Annotated in this window: 13 protein-coding genes; 2 read left to right on the top strand and 11 right to left on the bottom strand. The window is 48.6% G+C overall.

Annotation, left to right across the window (positions count from 1 at the left end; translation table 11 throughout):
- Positions 1 to 5 precede the first annotated feature (5 nt).
- The 11 genes from PAEVO_RS11840 to PAEVO_RS11890 all read right to left on the bottom strand — a co-directional run bounded on the left by PAEVO_RS11840 (position 6) and on the right by PAEVO_RS11890 (position 10,501).
- The gene (locus PAEVO_RS11840) at positions 6 to 545 is read right to left on the bottom strand and encodes a thioredoxin domain-containing protein (RefSeq protein WP_100537723.1); all 540 of its coding nucleotides are present in this window, start codon (positions 543 to 545) and stop codon (positions 6 to 8) included.
- A gap of 10 nt (positions 546 to 555) precedes the next feature.
- On the bottom strand, positions 556 to 1,083 hold the full coding sequence (locus PAEVO_RS11845; protein ID WP_100537724.1) for a MauE/DoxX family redox-associated membrane protein: 528 nt from the start codon (positions 1,081 to 1,083) through the stop codon (positions 556 to 558).
- A 22-nt stretch (positions 1,084 to 1,105) separates the two neighbouring features.
- The gene (locus PAEVO_RS11850; protein WP_243390743.1) at positions 1,106 to 1,741 is read right to left on the bottom strand and encodes a hypothetical protein; all 636 of its coding nucleotides are present in this window, start codon (positions 1,739 to 1,741) and stop codon (positions 1,106 to 1,108) included.
- A 210-nt stretch (positions 1,742 to 1,951) separates the two neighbouring features.
- On the bottom strand, positions 1,952 to 3,403 hold the full coding sequence (locus tag PAEVO_RS11855) for a carbon starvation CstA family protein (protein ID WP_100537726.1): 1,452 nt from the start codon (positions 3,401 to 3,403) through the stop codon (positions 1,952 to 1,954).
- Between the two features lie 194 nt (positions 3,404 to 3,597).
- Entirely contained in the window at positions 3,598 to 4,335 is a 738-nt protein-coding gene (locus PAEVO_RS11860) for a LytR/AlgR family response regulator transcription factor (protein ID WP_100537727.1), read from the bottom strand.
- A 19-nt stretch (positions 4,336 to 4,354) separates the two neighbouring features.
- On the bottom strand, positions 4,355 to 6,106 hold the full coding sequence (locus PAEVO_RS11865; RefSeq protein WP_100537728.1) for a sensor histidine kinase: 1,752 nt from the start codon (positions 6,104 to 6,106) through the stop codon (positions 4,355 to 4,357).
- A 208-nt stretch (positions 6,107 to 6,314) separates the two neighbouring features.
- Complete coding sequence (locus PAEVO_RS11870; protein WP_100537729.1) at positions 6,315 to 6,914, bottom strand: GNAT family N-acetyltransferase; 600 nt, start codon at positions 6,912 to 6,914, stop codon at positions 6,315 to 6,317.
- A 15-nt stretch (positions 6,915 to 6,929) separates the two neighbouring features.
- On the bottom strand, positions 6,930 to 7,607 hold the full coding sequence (locus PAEVO_RS11875) for a DUF6320 domain-containing protein (RefSeq protein WP_100537730.1): 678 nt from the start codon (positions 7,605 to 7,607) through the stop codon (positions 6,930 to 6,932).
- A complete protein-coding gene (locus PAEVO_RS11880; RefSeq protein WP_100537731.1) occupies positions 7,604 to 8,875 on the bottom strand; it encodes an alcohol acetyltransferase in 1,272 nt (423 codons plus the stop codon). The genes PAEVO_RS11875 and PAEVO_RS11880 overlap by 4 nt, the downstream gene beginning before the upstream one ends.
- Positions 8,876 to 8,960: 85 nt before the next feature.
- Positions 8,961 to 9,572: a YkoP family protein gene (locus PAEVO_RS11885; protein ID WP_100537732.1), complete on the bottom strand. Its 612-nt coding sequence runs from the start codon at positions 9,570 to 9,572 to the stop codon at positions 8,961 to 8,963.
- A 326-nt stretch (positions 9,573 to 9,898) separates the two neighbouring features.
- The gene (locus PAEVO_RS11890; protein ID WP_100537733.1) at positions 9,899 to 10,501 is read right to left on the bottom strand and encodes a TetR/AcrR family transcriptional regulator; all 603 of its coding nucleotides are present in this window, start codon (positions 10,499 to 10,501) and stop codon (positions 9,899 to 9,901) included.
- A 197-nt stretch (positions 10,502 to 10,698) separates the two neighbouring features.
- On the opposite strand from PAEVO_RS11890, the gene PAEVO_RS11895 reads away from it, so the two are divergent.
- A complete protein-coding gene (locus tag PAEVO_RS11895; RefSeq protein ID WP_243390745.1) occupies positions 10,699 to 12,051 on the top strand; it encodes a cytochrome P450 in 1,353 nt (450 codons plus the stop codon).
- A 163-nt stretch (positions 12,052 to 12,214) separates the two neighbouring features.
- Complete coding sequence (locus PAEVO_RS11900) at positions 12,215 to 14,605, top strand: Ig-like domain-containing protein (protein WP_100537735.1); 2,391 nt, start codon at positions 12,215 to 12,217, stop codon at positions 14,603 to 14,605.
- Positions 14,606 to 14,946 lie beyond the last annotated feature (341 nt).

Below are 14,946 nucleotides of genomic sequence, written 5' to 3' on the forward strand. Positions count from 1 at the left end.
TCATCTTAAAAAGCCCTTGATGCTTTCGCGTACGCTTCAAGCTGTTCCCGGCTGTTGACCAAACCCTTATGCCGGATAACGCCGTTCATATCCACCGCATAGGCGTAGGGGGTGACCTGCACATCCAGATGATTCGCAAACTCCGAACTTACGATCAGCACCTCACCGTCATAAGCTATTTTCCGGACATAATCCGATGCTAAATCCACGGACGAGAATAGCAAAAGAATGGGTTTCACGTTATTCATTCTGGCGATCCGCCTAAAATCCGGCAAAATATCGGCGCATTCCTTACACGTCGGCGATCCAAACAGCATGAGGGATGGCGTGCCAATCAGCTCGCTCGTGGACCACTCGGCTCCCTGCAGGGTCGTTGTTGAGGCCCCGGGTATTTTGTTGCCGACCGGAATGCCGGACTGATTCACGCCTCTCGCGGTACCCATCACCATAATCCCCAACTGCCGAAACAGAACCAGATTCAGAATGACCAACGGTACGACCAGAATCCACAGCATCGTATATGAGATCCAGAAGAACGTGTTCATCGCGGCCTCCTTACAACCTTTTTATTTTGGAAACATAAGGTGCGGCAATCTCGCGGTATATTCGGATCGCATGCAGCGCATCCGGAACCCCTATGATGATAAAGAGCGATAACAGCAGCATCATCCCCTCCATAAGCAGGCCGGTAACAGCGAAAGAGTGACTGTGGGGAAACCAGACAGGATGGCTGTAAGCCAACCCCATGAGACCCATCGCCAGATTGAACCCGATCAATGGAAAACCAAGCTTGGAGCTGATCTGAGGCCCAAGGCAGCCGCAGTCCACCCTTCCTTTTTTCCGGATGAAATAAGCGACGCCCAAGCCCTGAACGAAATAGAGTAATGAGATGCTCAAGAAGCTGATCCGCGATGGAAAACAATATACCAAGGTTACTGACAGGACTTGCAGCAGGGTGAGCAGAACATGCAGACGGGCACTTCCGGGGAAACGATCCGGGTCACCGAATACACGGCTCCAGCCAAAACTCACCACCGACAACAGCATCGGCAGAGTAACGGATATCGCAAGCAAGTCATACATGGGTCCGTAAGCTCCTTTCTCTTCAGTAGCTGATGATCCAGATGATGGAACCGATGATCAGCAGCTTGGAGACCGTTTGCCGCACGGCTGTAAGCAGCGTGAGGTTGCGTACCCTCTTTTCAAGCATGCGGTACACGATGGATCGGATCAGCGGGAGGCTGAACAAGGTACCGCGAACAAACCCAAACGCTACCCCTGCCAGCAGACTCAACCACCAAGGAGCGGCGAATAAGGAAACCAGGATATAGGCGTGAAAGAGGACGCCCACCTGCAATGTGATGAAACCCAGGCCCAGAATTTGGCCCCATAATACTGCGGAGCGGTACCCTGCATGCTTGATCCATTCCGAGGGAACGATGAAATTGCCGGATGGAAGAATCCCCGTTTTATGAATGAACTCCAAGGCCAGGAGTATGGCAAACAGCACGACAATAATATAGTTTTGATATAAACCAACCGGGGTTAATTTCAGCAAAAAATTGATGAACCCGATCACCAGTCCCGTCATAGCGCCGCCCAAGGCACAGGACACGATATATACCAGCGCATATTTGGATTTACTGACCTTCGTGCTCTCCAGACTGCCTAACACATTCAGCCCACAGGTGGTGTCCACGCTGGCCAGCGCGGCACCAACGGCAAATATAAAAAGCAACATCGATAACAAGTCATGCCACCTCCGCACCATTCCTAGAAATGAACCCTTCACTTCCTCATCTTATGAGTGACAGCCTGTCGATTATTTACACAAATATCCTATGCGCTTTGTATGCCTGCTGCATGGCTATCTTATAGAGCAAAAAAGAAACCGTCCATGGACAATGTCCATAGACGGTTTAGATTTAGGCATGCATGCTCAAGGATCTCGTTATGCGACCTTATGATAATCCGAGATATCCACCTCAAGCGGCATTTCGGCAGCGCGCGCTTTTTGAGCCGCTTTAAAGAATACGAAAACCAATATGACACTGATGACAGCACCCACGATGTAAGATACATTCATGGACTGCCTGAATCCGATCTGCGCGTTCAGAATGTATACCGTTGTTGTGTAAAGCATAAATGCACCGGGAATCAGCGCTACCCAGTAATTTTTACGGGCTATGAACAGGTACATCGCACTGACAAACAAAGCAATAACCGCGGTGGCCTGGTTCGCCCAGGAGAAATATCTCCAGAGAATATTAAAGTCAATCTGCGTTAAGGCAATGGAGATGACAAACAAAGGAATGGCAATGATAAGGCGCCGCTTCATGCTGAATTGTGGCAGCTTGATATAATCGGCAATGATCATGCGCGCGCTTCGAAATGCGGTATCCCCCGAGGTAATCGGCAGCACGATCACTCCCAGTACAGCCAGCGTGCCTACAACAGCACCTAATGTCACCTTCGCGACCTCGCTTACGACAAGACCTGTTCCGCCGGTAGCAAGAAGCTCGTTCAAGCCATGGGGCCCCTGGAACAAACTCATCGCGGCCGCGGCCCATACCATGGCAATGATCCCCTCGGCAATCATCATTCCATAAAAGATCTTACGTCCCTGCTTCTCGGTTTGTGTTGTCCGGGAAATAATCGGCGTCTGGGTAGCATGGAATCCGGATAAAGCGCCGCACGTAATCGTCAGAAACAGCAGCGGGAAAATCGGCATATGATCCGGATGTAAATTGGCTAATGTCAATTCAGGTATCGGTACCTGCTGTATAATCAGCATCCCGCCGACACCAAGAGACGCTATGAGTAACAGCGCGCCGAATATCGGATAGAAGCGGCCAATGATTTTATCAATGGGCAGCAGCGTTGCCAGAATATAATAGCCGAAAATAAACAGGGTGATGATCCACAAACTGACTTTGCCGTTCATCAGATTGTGAAGCAGGCTGGCTGGTGAGGTCACAAAGACGGTACCTACCAAGACCAGCAGCAGAATCGCGAAAGCGTTCACAACATGCTTCATCACTTTACCCAGAAACTTGCCAGCAAGCTCCGGCAGATGCGCGCCACGGTTGCGGATGGAGATCATGCCCGTCAGGTAATCATGCACAGCTCCGGCAAAAATACACCCCAGCACAATCCAGATAAAAGCAACCGGTCCATAGAGCGCGCCCATAATGGGTCCGAAGATGGGGCCCACACCGGCTATATTGAGGAGCTGAATCAGCGAGTTTTTGTTTGAGCTCATGGGCAGATAATCGACGCCGTCCTGATTGACATAAGCAGGTGTGGCCCGTTCTTCTTTAACTCCGAACATTTTTTCAATGTATTTTCCATAAGTGAAATATCCAATAACCAGCAGAATGATCGATATGATGAAGGTATACATGCCTTCGCCCCCTTTTTCTTGAAATCGCTTACATTGATTATAAGAAATTATCGCAGTCCGAGGGCGATTTTGAACTAACATGTCGTCAAGACGCATTAAGATGTTCAAATTGAAGGTTATTATGCATATCAAAGGGCTCTCATGAAGTCTACATCTGCATCATGAGCATCCCATCCTTATCGTATCCACGTTTACTAAAGCTCTAAAGCTTCTCGAAATGCCTTGGCATAATTACGGCTTACGGCTAGTTTGTCGCTGCAGCCTTTCAGCTCCAGCTGGAATGCGCCGTTAAACCAAGGAACCAGGCTTTTGACATAATTAAGATGTACCACATAGCTTTTATGAATCCGGAAGAACGGATACTGCCGAAGCTTCGTTTCCAGCTCCTTCAACGGTGTTTTGACATGATATTGCTTATCGACTGTGACAATTTTGGAGTATGCATCCTCCCGTGAGATATAAATAATATCATTTGGGTCTATGAACTTGATTTCCCCCTCCACATCCAGCGACAGCTTGCCCGAAGATTTTACATGCCCGCGTTCTGCAAGCTCTTCCCTCCGTAATGATTGCTCAAGGCGCCTCACCGTTTCCGCCAGTCGATCTTCATCAATGGGCTTTAACAGATAGTCCAGCGCTTCAAACCGGAAGGCCTCTACACCGAATTGAGGGTATGCCGTGGCAAATACGATTTTCGGAGGAAGCTTCAGCTCGTTCATGGCTTTAGCCGTTTCAAGCCCGTTCATTAAGGGCATTTCAATATCCAGAAATACGGCTTCCGGCTTCAACTGCATGGTCTTTAACACCGCCTGTTCCCCGGAATCCGCTTCCCCAACGATCTCCAATGTAGGATGCTGCTTCAATAAATAAATCAGTTCTTCCCGGCTGTACCGTTCATCATCCACGATGAGTGTTCGAATGCGTTCGATCATGTGTAAGAAATCCCTGCCTTCAAGAATGGAGTTTTAGGTTAACGGCTGCGGGAATCTGAAATTGAATTTCTGTCCCAACCGCTTCATCACTTTGGATGTTTAATGACGCGTGGGGCCCATACATCAAGGCCAATCTTCTGTTCACATTATACACAGCCATTCCTGTTCCCGATGAAGAATCGAGCATTTGGCGACCCAATAACTGAAGCCGTTCCGGCGTAATCCCCGTTCCGTTGTCCTTGATTGTAACGATTACACCAGCAGCCGGATCACCCTGAATTCGGATAAGTATGACACAATGGTCTGTTTTGTTTCTGAAACCGTGGCGTATGCTGTTCTCTATTAATGGCTGCAAGGTCAGCGGCGGGACAAGCGCCTGCAGCGCAGAATCCTCTACCTCATATTGGATTTGCAACTTATCCTCGAATCTGGTTTGTTCAATGCTCATATAGGATCTTATATGCTGCAGTTCATCCTGCAGCGTGGCCTTCTCGGCGGTTGCGGCGGTCAAATTCTGGCGGATATAGTCCGATAGACTTCGCAGCAGCTTTCTTGCTTTCTCCGCATCAATCCGTGTTAAGGAGAGGATGGTGTTTAATGCATTAAACAAAAAGTGCGGATGAATTTGTGCTTGAAGGGTCTTAATCTCAGCTTCCCTGGCAAGTTCCTTGGTTTCCTCCAATTGAGCGGCCTCCAGCTGGTAGCTTAACAGCATCGTAAGACCTGACATTAATTCTGTCGTAACGTGGGTAATGTCCTTCGGACTTCGAAAATAGAACTTTAGGGTGCCCACAGTCACTCCTCCCTGTTTCAATGGTCCGATGACAGCCGCTCCCAGCGGACAATCCGGCTTCTGGCACTGAATATGCGCCCGATCCGCGATCAGCTGCTCCCCTTGTTCAATGACCCGACGCGTCACTTCGGTCTGCAGCGGACGGCCTGCCGCATGATGATCATCCCCAGTGCCGACATGGGCCAGAATCATCCGATCATTCGTAATCGCAATCGCACTGGCGTTGACTTCCTCGTAAAGAATCCGGCATACCGCTTCCGCGGATTGCGCATTCATCCCCTGGCGCATGTATCCAATGGTCCTGCCGGCAATGCGAAGAGAAGCTTGAGCCTGCTGAGCCGCTACCTTCTCCTCTTCATTCAATACCGATCGAATAATGAGCAGAAACAAGGCACAACCGATCCCGTTAGCTACAATCATCGGAACTCCAATATAGCCGACCAAGGACATCGCCTGTTCGAATGGTCTGGACAAAAGCAGGATGATCAGCATTTGAAGGGACTCCGCCAATGCCCCCATTAGAAGCGCAGCTGAGAAACGAACCTGCTCATTCTTCTTATGAAACAAGCTGGCCAGAAGACCTGCGAGTATGGTCGCGAGCCCGCAGGCCAAGCTCGTAAATCCCCCTAATGTAAAACGGTGAAGCCCTGCTATCAGTCCTGCACCGAGCCCGATTCTGTAGCCTCCGAACAATCCGGCCATGACAACACCGACAACCCTTGAATTCGCAATCGCTTCGTCTCCGGAAACCTGCATCATCCATTTGTTGACTTCAAGTGATTCGGTGTTCACCGTAATGCCGGTATACGTCCCGATTATTCCTAAAATACCGAAAACTAATATGGCCTGAAGCTGTTGTACAGGCGTCAGCTTGTCCTGACTTATCATCGACCGAAAGAACCTCAACCGGGTTACGATAAATGCAATCGTCACAATAATTCCAATCCGCTCGGTCATTGTAATCAGCAGTTCAAACATGGCGTCACCCCGCAATCTGACTTTGAGTCGGTTATTCCTCACCATTGATTCCTTATGAAGGTTGCCGTAAACCTGGCAATACATACTAAATTATCATGGCTGAAGCTTAATAAACAACAAAAAACCTCCCGCTTCAATTATATCTAAAGCGAAAGGTTGTTAACTCCAAACGGTCATATTCGTGTGAGAATCTAATTTTAGATGAATATCACCTTATAAACGGCTTTCTCCATTCCATATAAATACGGTCGTTAAAGCCTTTCTCCCCCGAGTCATCCTCGGATATGCGTTTAAACTCCCGGAATCCTAATTTCTGATATAACCGAAGCGCGGTTTGGTTGCTGTCGGTCACTTCCAAAACATAACGCTTGTATGGCAGCTCCTCCATGACATGCTTCATTAAGGCGGTGGAAACGCCTTTGCCGCGCGCTTTTGTGGTAGTTGCCACACATTCGATATAACCCGTCTCGTCATCATAGGGCAATGGCGGGTTAAATTCGTTTTTCATGACGTTATATGCAAACTCCCCTGTCTTGTCTCCAAATGCCTCCTGAAGCGGAGCTGATTCGACCGGCATGGCCCGCTGCCCATGATGGGAACAGGCTAAAATCCCGATAATGATGCCCTGGACCTCCGCCACATAAAACACCTCAGGACTGAACAGACTCCGGAAGGCTTTCGTTAACGTGTTTCGGTCCTGGGTGAAATAGGACAATTCGTTATAATACCCATCAACAAACACTTCCGCGACTTCCTCGCGAACGTCTCGTTCATATTCTGCCATTCTTCTAATCGTAATGGAGTACATCTTGTTCTCCTCCTGTCAAAAATGTAATCTGCGCTTCATATCCTTACGGAATCCCTTATCTGCAATCAAACACATCCCGCCAAATGTTAATAAGGCATATACAGCAGCCGCAACGGCTGTCCATAATACGTGCGACATGCCGACGGCATACAGTAATAAGGGCACAAACCCAAGCAAGATCAGGGTCAATAAGTAACCTGCGAACTCACGCCAGCGCATTTTTCTGGTGCAGCATATAACGGTAATCAGAAGGGTTGCCGCCATCATCAGGAACGGAATGACATAACCGGTCGACCAGTAATTCGTACCCGCTGCCACGTTAAGCCAAAGCAGCATGCCGGACAGCCCGAGCAGTTGTACGACGATTTTGCCGCCGAGATGCGACTTGGACATCAAGGTATGTCTGATGAACAGCCATGCATAGAGCACGCAGGGCATGAGATACAGGCTCCACCATACTTCGTGATTTCCGAGAATATTTATAAGCACGGACAAACCGATGACGGACACTGCAATGAAGGTAAGCCACTTGGATAACAGACTGCTCGCACGCTGCTCCTCTACAGCCTCATAGACGGGATACCAAGAATTGCCTACGGATGGTGCACCGCCCTTACCATGTAAATTTCTTCGGCATAAGGGACAGGTTGCGTGCGTCGGGTCTACGGATACCCCACAGCTCTCGCATCTCATGCGCCCATCCCCCAATCGTTGCTGACAATCCTGATATCCAATCCGCTTAGGCTGGCAAGCTGACGAAAAAAGTGCCTGATCACATCGCTCTCAACGATATTCCTGGCGAAGGTGATGGTAAGCTGGTCATTGATCGAACTGACGGCACAGTTCATGGGACTCTTGGCCGTAGGATACATCGTGGTTTCCATCGAATCGATATGCGCAGCCATACTCGCGGGGATGTCGATTCGGCCCAGATTGGTGAGCGTAAGCGTTTTGGCCTCTTCACCGTAATGGTCGAATCCATAACGAATCGCCAGATCCTTCAATTTCAGCGGCGTAAATCGGGATATCAGGTTCTTCTCGTATTTCATGCTGCCGGCCATCGCTTGGCTTAGATAAGACTTCGTCGTTTTCTCCTTCATCTGTGCATGCACGATACCTTGTACCTCATCCAATGTCATGCCTTCCTTCATTTGTACGCCAATATTGATGACCGCAAAAAAGTTGCGCAGGCTGCTCGAAGGGAAGATTTTTCGTAGGTTCACCGGCATGCTGATCACAATCGGCCGATTCCCGTTGTTAAAGGGCAACGTGGTCTCATAAACCGCCATGATCAAAATCGCTGTCAGGTACGCGGTAAGGGTCACTCCCTTCTGCTTGGCCAGGGCATTCAGCCGCGAAGCGTGAATCATGCCGTGGATGACGTTGTGTCCATAAGGCGAGAATCGGGTACCGGGAATTTGCAGGGCCTCCGGCATTCTGGAATCGGCCGTGACCGAAGTATAATGAGCTTTAAAGCTGTCCTGTGCTTCGGCATAACGGGCAAATGAAGCGGGCGGCAGAATCAGTCCTTCCTTGTCCTCCACGTTCTCACCGAGCAGATATAAATACTGGAACACCAAGGTTTTGAGGAACTCCAGTGCCCCTCCTCCGTCCGTCAGTGCATGGAATATCTCCACGCTGATCTTGTTGCCATGATATAAAACCCTTACCAAGCTTCCGTTCTCAGTCGAGAGGGCTGCAGGAGCACAGGGATAGGTGGATTCCGGTTCCACCATCAATCGCTTCTCCTTCTCCCGCAAGAATTTCCAGAACAGGCCATTTCTAAGCTCGACGTTAAATAGAGGGAATCGCTTTATTACGCTATCCAGCGCCTGTTGCAAAACCGATGGCTTCACGTGACTTGTCAGCATCATCGACAACCGGTAGGTTGATGAATTCTCCCTTCCCGCAACCGCGGGAAACAGCTTCCCGGCGTGGTCAAGTTTATACCATTCTTCCATCTGTTGCTCTCCTCGTTTCTTTTTGAACTCCCATATAACTGCACACAACAGCCTTACTTTATGTACGTCGCCATGCCTCTTTCACTCAAGCTTCAACCGCAGCGGATACCAAGACGGCATGCCCCTCTTCACGTGAAGGCCGCTTATCCGCCACTGAAAATCGCTTCAACAGCGATGAGCGGGTATGTATCAACATCATGGGAACGAGTAATTCGGTTCTTCGATCAATCCGGCTTTTGCCATCCGGATGCATCACGGATAATAGCATTCGCAGGTAGGAAGTGGTCAGCTTTTGGAACAAGTCCGGCTTCATCGCTTGATGCTCAAAACCAAGCCCATGCGTTAATCCACGGTGCAGCAGGGTAATCCCGACCAATGCGCTGACCTTGCTGAACTCGGACTGGTCTTCATATGCACGGCTAATCTGCAGCATGGACTTTCTTGCAAGTCTTGCTATTTTCAGAGCCGCACGATCCGGCCCTTCCGATCGGATTAGTTTCAGAATCGTTTCATTATCTAAATGAAGCTCGCCTACCAGATCTCCATTCTGAATAACCGTCGAGTCCTCGCAAACGATGCACTCTCCTCGATGCTTCTTAATCATGACCGTGCATATGCCAAAGCGCGAGATATGCGAGCTGCGGAACCTGGAAATGAAGCTGAAGATACGTTCCCACATCATCCAGGAGCTTTGCATGACGGTTTTAAGTAATTTTCGCAGCAGTTGGAACACCCCACTATTTTTGGATTGAATATTTCATTCGATGTTTCTCCAGTAGAAATCCGTTAATCTCAGCATAAAGCAGATCTGCACAGGTTCACACCGTCTCAGGTATAGAGTTGCTCTCGGTCTCAAGACGGAAATGAGGATAAAAAAGCTGCGTCGTTTATTACTCCTGATGATCCTGAATCACAATGAAATGTCTTACAATCCATTTAGCTTATGACTTTTGTATGCAAACCAAAACAACCCTTGGTCTGCACCAAAGGTTGCCTCGCCTTGACTCCTGTATCAACAACTCATTAAGCTCTCTCTGTCCCGGAGTGCTCCGGTTTCCCAATCAAACCATAATAAAACAGGCGATCGATATCCCGAAGCATGCTAGGACTCGCTTGCGTAATGAATCCCGGTCGTGCCAGCGCCTCCTTAAACACTTGAATATAGAACAAAGCCGCTTCTATCGATATTTCTGGATCAATAACCCCCTCCTGCTTGCCTTGCTCAATCAATTTCACAAAAAAGGGAATCGTTCTCTCCTTGTAAAATGTCTCGATCAGCTCTCGAACAGACGGTTCATGGCTGATTTGAATAAGATCCGCGTTAATCTGATCCACGCTATTCATTCGTGCTCCCAGCAGCAACTCCAATTTTTCCTGAAAAGGGATGGGCTTATCCAGCAGACTCTCATACTCATTCATGATTTTACTCATATAATCGACAAACGTCATACGAACAAGCTCTTCCTTGCTGCCGAAATAATTATAAATGGAGACGGGAGACACGCGGGCGTGTTTGGAGATTTCTGTAATGCTGGTCTTATCGACTCCATATTTGCTTATCAAATCGAAGGTTGTTTTCATAATTTGTTCTTTTTTCTTCTCCGTGCGTAATTGATAACCGTTCATATCCTCACCTCTCGCATAAAACTATACTGAATGTTTTGTAATAATGCAATTCATATATTTCAAAAATATGTTGCTCAGTTTCCGCGAAGGGGTTATTATGAAATATATGAACTATTTCATTACAAATTATAAAAAAGGAAGTGTGTAATATGAACCGTATACCAGGACCTGATTCCGCCCTTGGCTGGAGGATCCATATGTTTCATTTCTTCCGCAGTCCGTTCGCATTTCAGCATAAGTTATTTGAAACGTATGGTAAGCTCGCTGCCCTGGGAAAAAGCCACAAGCCTTCTTCTGTCTTTGCGTTTGGACCCGAACTGAACCGTCAAATCCTGTCCAACCCGAACTTTTTCGAGATGAGCACGGCTCTTGTTAAGATACCCAAAGACACCGTAATGGGGGATTTATTCTACCATAATCTCCTGCTGATGAGCGGTGAAAAGCACAAACAGCACCGCCGCCTGATACAGCCCGCCTTTTTGCATGGACAAATTGAAAAATACGGCCAGGACATGGCAGGCATAACGGAACAGTTGGCAGACGAATGGGGAGGACGTACCCGGATTGACATCAACACCGAAATGAAAAAGTTAACGCAGCGCATCGCTCTTAAGACGTTATTTGGTGTTCATAATAGTGAACTGATGGATACGATGGGGTCGCTGATCAACCGGTTTACGAAATCTTTTCTGCTTGCTACGCTCGCTCCCCTTAATCTTCCATTCACTCCATATCGTCGCTCTCTTCGTACTGCACAACAGCTTAATACTCAAATCCGGTCCATGATTCATAAGAAGCGGCAAGAGGCTGATGCAACGGATGCGCTCGCCGCACTGATTAGAGGACATGATGAGGATGGTTCAACCTTAACGGATGAGGAGTTAGTCGGGCATGCATTCTCAATTTATACAGCTGGTCACGAAACCACTGCAAATGCTTTGACTTGGGCTTTTTTTCTACTGATACAGCACCCGGATATTTATGCAAACTTGATGGAAGAATTAAACGCTGGGCTGGGTGGAAGCCCTCCGACACAAGAGACATTAGGCCGTCTCCCCCTACTGGATCATGTCGTCAAAGAGAGTCTACGTTTACTTCCTCCAGCCAGCATCGGTACCCGAATTACGGCCGCCCCTTGCGAATTGGATGGCTACGCCCTCCCAGCAGGGACGAATATATTTTTCAGCCAATTCATTACCCATCGTCTTCCGCAGCTTTACGAAGAGCCGAATCATTTCAAGCCGGAGCGGTGGGTAACCATGAAGCCAACAGCTTTCGAATTCTTGCCGTTCAGCGCGGGACCCCATATGTGTATAGGCTGGCATTTCGCCATGCAAGAACTTAAGATTGTCCTTGCTGTTCTTCTTCAACGTTATCATTTTTCGTTAGTGCGTCATGCCAAAATCACCCCGAATCTGATGATGCGGCCCGTTCACGGTATGCCTATGCATATAAGCCAGGAACATGGCAATTTTGAACGGGTTGACGTGCGTGGCACCATTCATCGGCTTATCGAATATGGAGTTGAACCTGCCTGCCATAAAAAATAATAATTTGACACGAACCCGACATCGGTTCTATTCGGTTTTTTTCGTAATATTAAAAAGTAAGCGCTTCATATTTACGAAAATATATACTCCTAGGGAAAGTAAGTAATTGTAACTGCCGTAGAGTCCATTAGGTTTACATCATACTGACAAGGATGTGACTACGATGATGCTTTCACATTTACGTAGGTGCGGGCTTTTGTTTCTGGCGGCAGTTCTAATCTCTACAATCTGTATCCCATCTCCCCATGCCAAGGCAGCAGCGTTGATTACAATCGATTCCCATCAGGAAGGGCAAACGCTTCAGCCGGGTGTGGCTGAGTTATTCGGGACCTACTCCGGTGTGTATGAGCTTCAGCTCATCGTAAATGGTGAGTTTGTGACAGATGTTCAGATGGATGATCCCAACGGTGATAACAGCGGGTCCTGGTCCTACAAGCTCGACACAAGTCATTTGGACGGTTCAGTCGAAATGGTGCTGAAAGCAAATGACGCGGTTACGCGTTACGGCATCTGGTCTCCTTGGATTCACCTGAACGTCGATAATCCTGCAGCCCATATTCCAAAAGTGGAGATTACCAGCCCTATAGAGTCTACGTTGCAGCGTAACAAAGTGGATATTAACATATCCGCTACAGGTAAAAATCCGATATCACTTGTTGAGCTGCGCATCGATGGTGGAGAATGGCTGCAGGTCTCCCCTGCCAAAAACGGATATCAATATACATTCGATTCGCGTCAATCCACGCAACAGGTTCACAGCCTGGAAGCCAGAGCAACCGATACTTATGGCAATACAGGCTATAGCCTAACGGTCTATGCAAGAACAGGGGGGAAACCCCCGGTTAACCAAGGTAAAAATCCCGCGACGGTTACAGATGCCGTCTATATGGATCTCATCCATCCTACTCAAGTTAGCGTAATAGATGAAGTATACAATCCCTCCGCGTCGAATCCTGAAACAGTAACTAGCAACACCTATACTCCGGAACCACTGCCGGATCAGGATCGAGCGATCTGGATCTGGGAAAATGCCTCCTACCCTCTCGTCCTGAATCCGAACTCCCGCGTTGTCCTCTCGTCCATGGCAAAGGATACAACGACCTTTCATCAACGTCCGATTACGACGCTTTATTTGGCTGTCGGTCAATATAACGGAACCAAAATGCTGGAGGATCATCGAAGCGAGGTTCAACAATTCATCGAGTGGGCACACGCCGAGGGTTTTCGGGTTCAAGCGTTGATCGCCGGCGGTACTACCCCACCTTACTTCGGAGCCTATAGTCGATATCAGACTCATGCCGTAAGGGAATTTGAGCAGATATTGAATTACAATTTGGCCTCAGGCGAGTCCGCACGTTTTGATGGCGTGAACTTGGATACCGAACCGTATATCCTGCCGGATTTCAAAACTGCAAAGCCTTCCGTCCAGATTCAGTACCTGGATATGCTGCAGCTGCTGATGGAACGTAAGCAGGCATCGGGACTCGCCTTGTCAGTCGGCGCAGCGATTCCAAGATGGTACGACACTTCTGCCGACGCCAGCAATATTTCATGGAACGGAAAGACGAAATGGCTGTCTGAGCATATTCAGGACACGGCCGATTATATCTCGATTATGAATTATCGCGATCAGGCCGAAGGCAGCGCCGGCATCATCGCGCAAGCGCTAAATGAGCTGGCCTATGCCAATTCGATCGGCAAGCCGAAGTCGGTTGTGATCGGAGTCGAGACGAAAGACATCGCGGATGGCGGGGATCCGGAAACCATCAGCTTTCATGAAGAAGGGCGAACTTATATGGAGCAGGAGTTAAACAAGGTGTACGACGCTTTTCTGAACGATTCGGCGTTTGGCGGCATTGCCCTCCATCATTACTCCTCGATCGTTGATTTTCCAAGCGAATGGGGCCCTGGCGGCTACGCATGGCAGCCTCCTTCCGACCATGAACCACCAAGCACGGTTAGCGGGGCAACAGCGGCCATGTTTGATTTTCAGCGCATTCATGTATCTTACAATATGGCGATGGATAACACGGCGGTGAATGCATATCGGATCTACCGCGGGACCGAAGCCGACTTTGAGATCGGACCCGCTACTTACGCCGGAACCTCCAAAGGACTTTCCTACAAAGATAACGGGCTGCTGCCGAGCACCACCTATTATTATAAAATCACGGCAGTTGATATCAGCGGCAATGAAGGAGCTGCCAGCGCGGCTGCTTCAGCAACAACAGCACCGTCCACCATGAAACCGATGGTGATTGATCAGATGACCGTCACCTACTCTGCCGGCATCGCCAGTGTCTCCATGCAGATGGTCGATATGGAAACAAGGCTGCCTGTTACAGCCAAGATCAGCGGACGATTCACCCATATGGCTGGCAAATATGTTAATGCCGGAACAAATGCGGAAGGCGAATTCCAATCGCAGTCCGAGCTCATCTCCGTCTCCCGAGGGGAGATCGGTTTCCTGCCGCGGCGCATCATGGCCGACTCCTATTACTGGGCCAGTGCTTATGACCAACTCCCGTACCCGACGGTCATATGGGAGCCCTGATCCACAGTTTGATTGTAAATGCAATGGAGATTATAATCACTCTTCGCGAGGCAGCACTACGAATGCGGATCATGCTTCCGATCCCTGTTACCCCCGATTTCTTATTGTCCTATTATAAGGTTGAAATCCAGGGACAAAGGGGACCGCTTTCGCTTCTACAGCATGATTCCGGTCTGTAACAATATGATCTGATACTGGATAGCGCGTGTCCAAGGACAGACCCTTTCGACCAGCCGAAACAAAACGGAAACCTCACTATGATAATGACGGTTATTTACCACCATCTATCAAAGAGAGGTTTCCTTCTATTAAATAGAATAATCTACTTAAATTGTACAAAT

The organism is Paenibacillus sp. GM2FR (assembly GCF_002803325.1).
GTDB classification, from domain to species: domain Bacteria; phylum Bacillota; class Bacilli; order Paenibacillales; family Paenibacillaceae; genus Paenibacillus_AQ; species Paenibacillus_AQ lautus.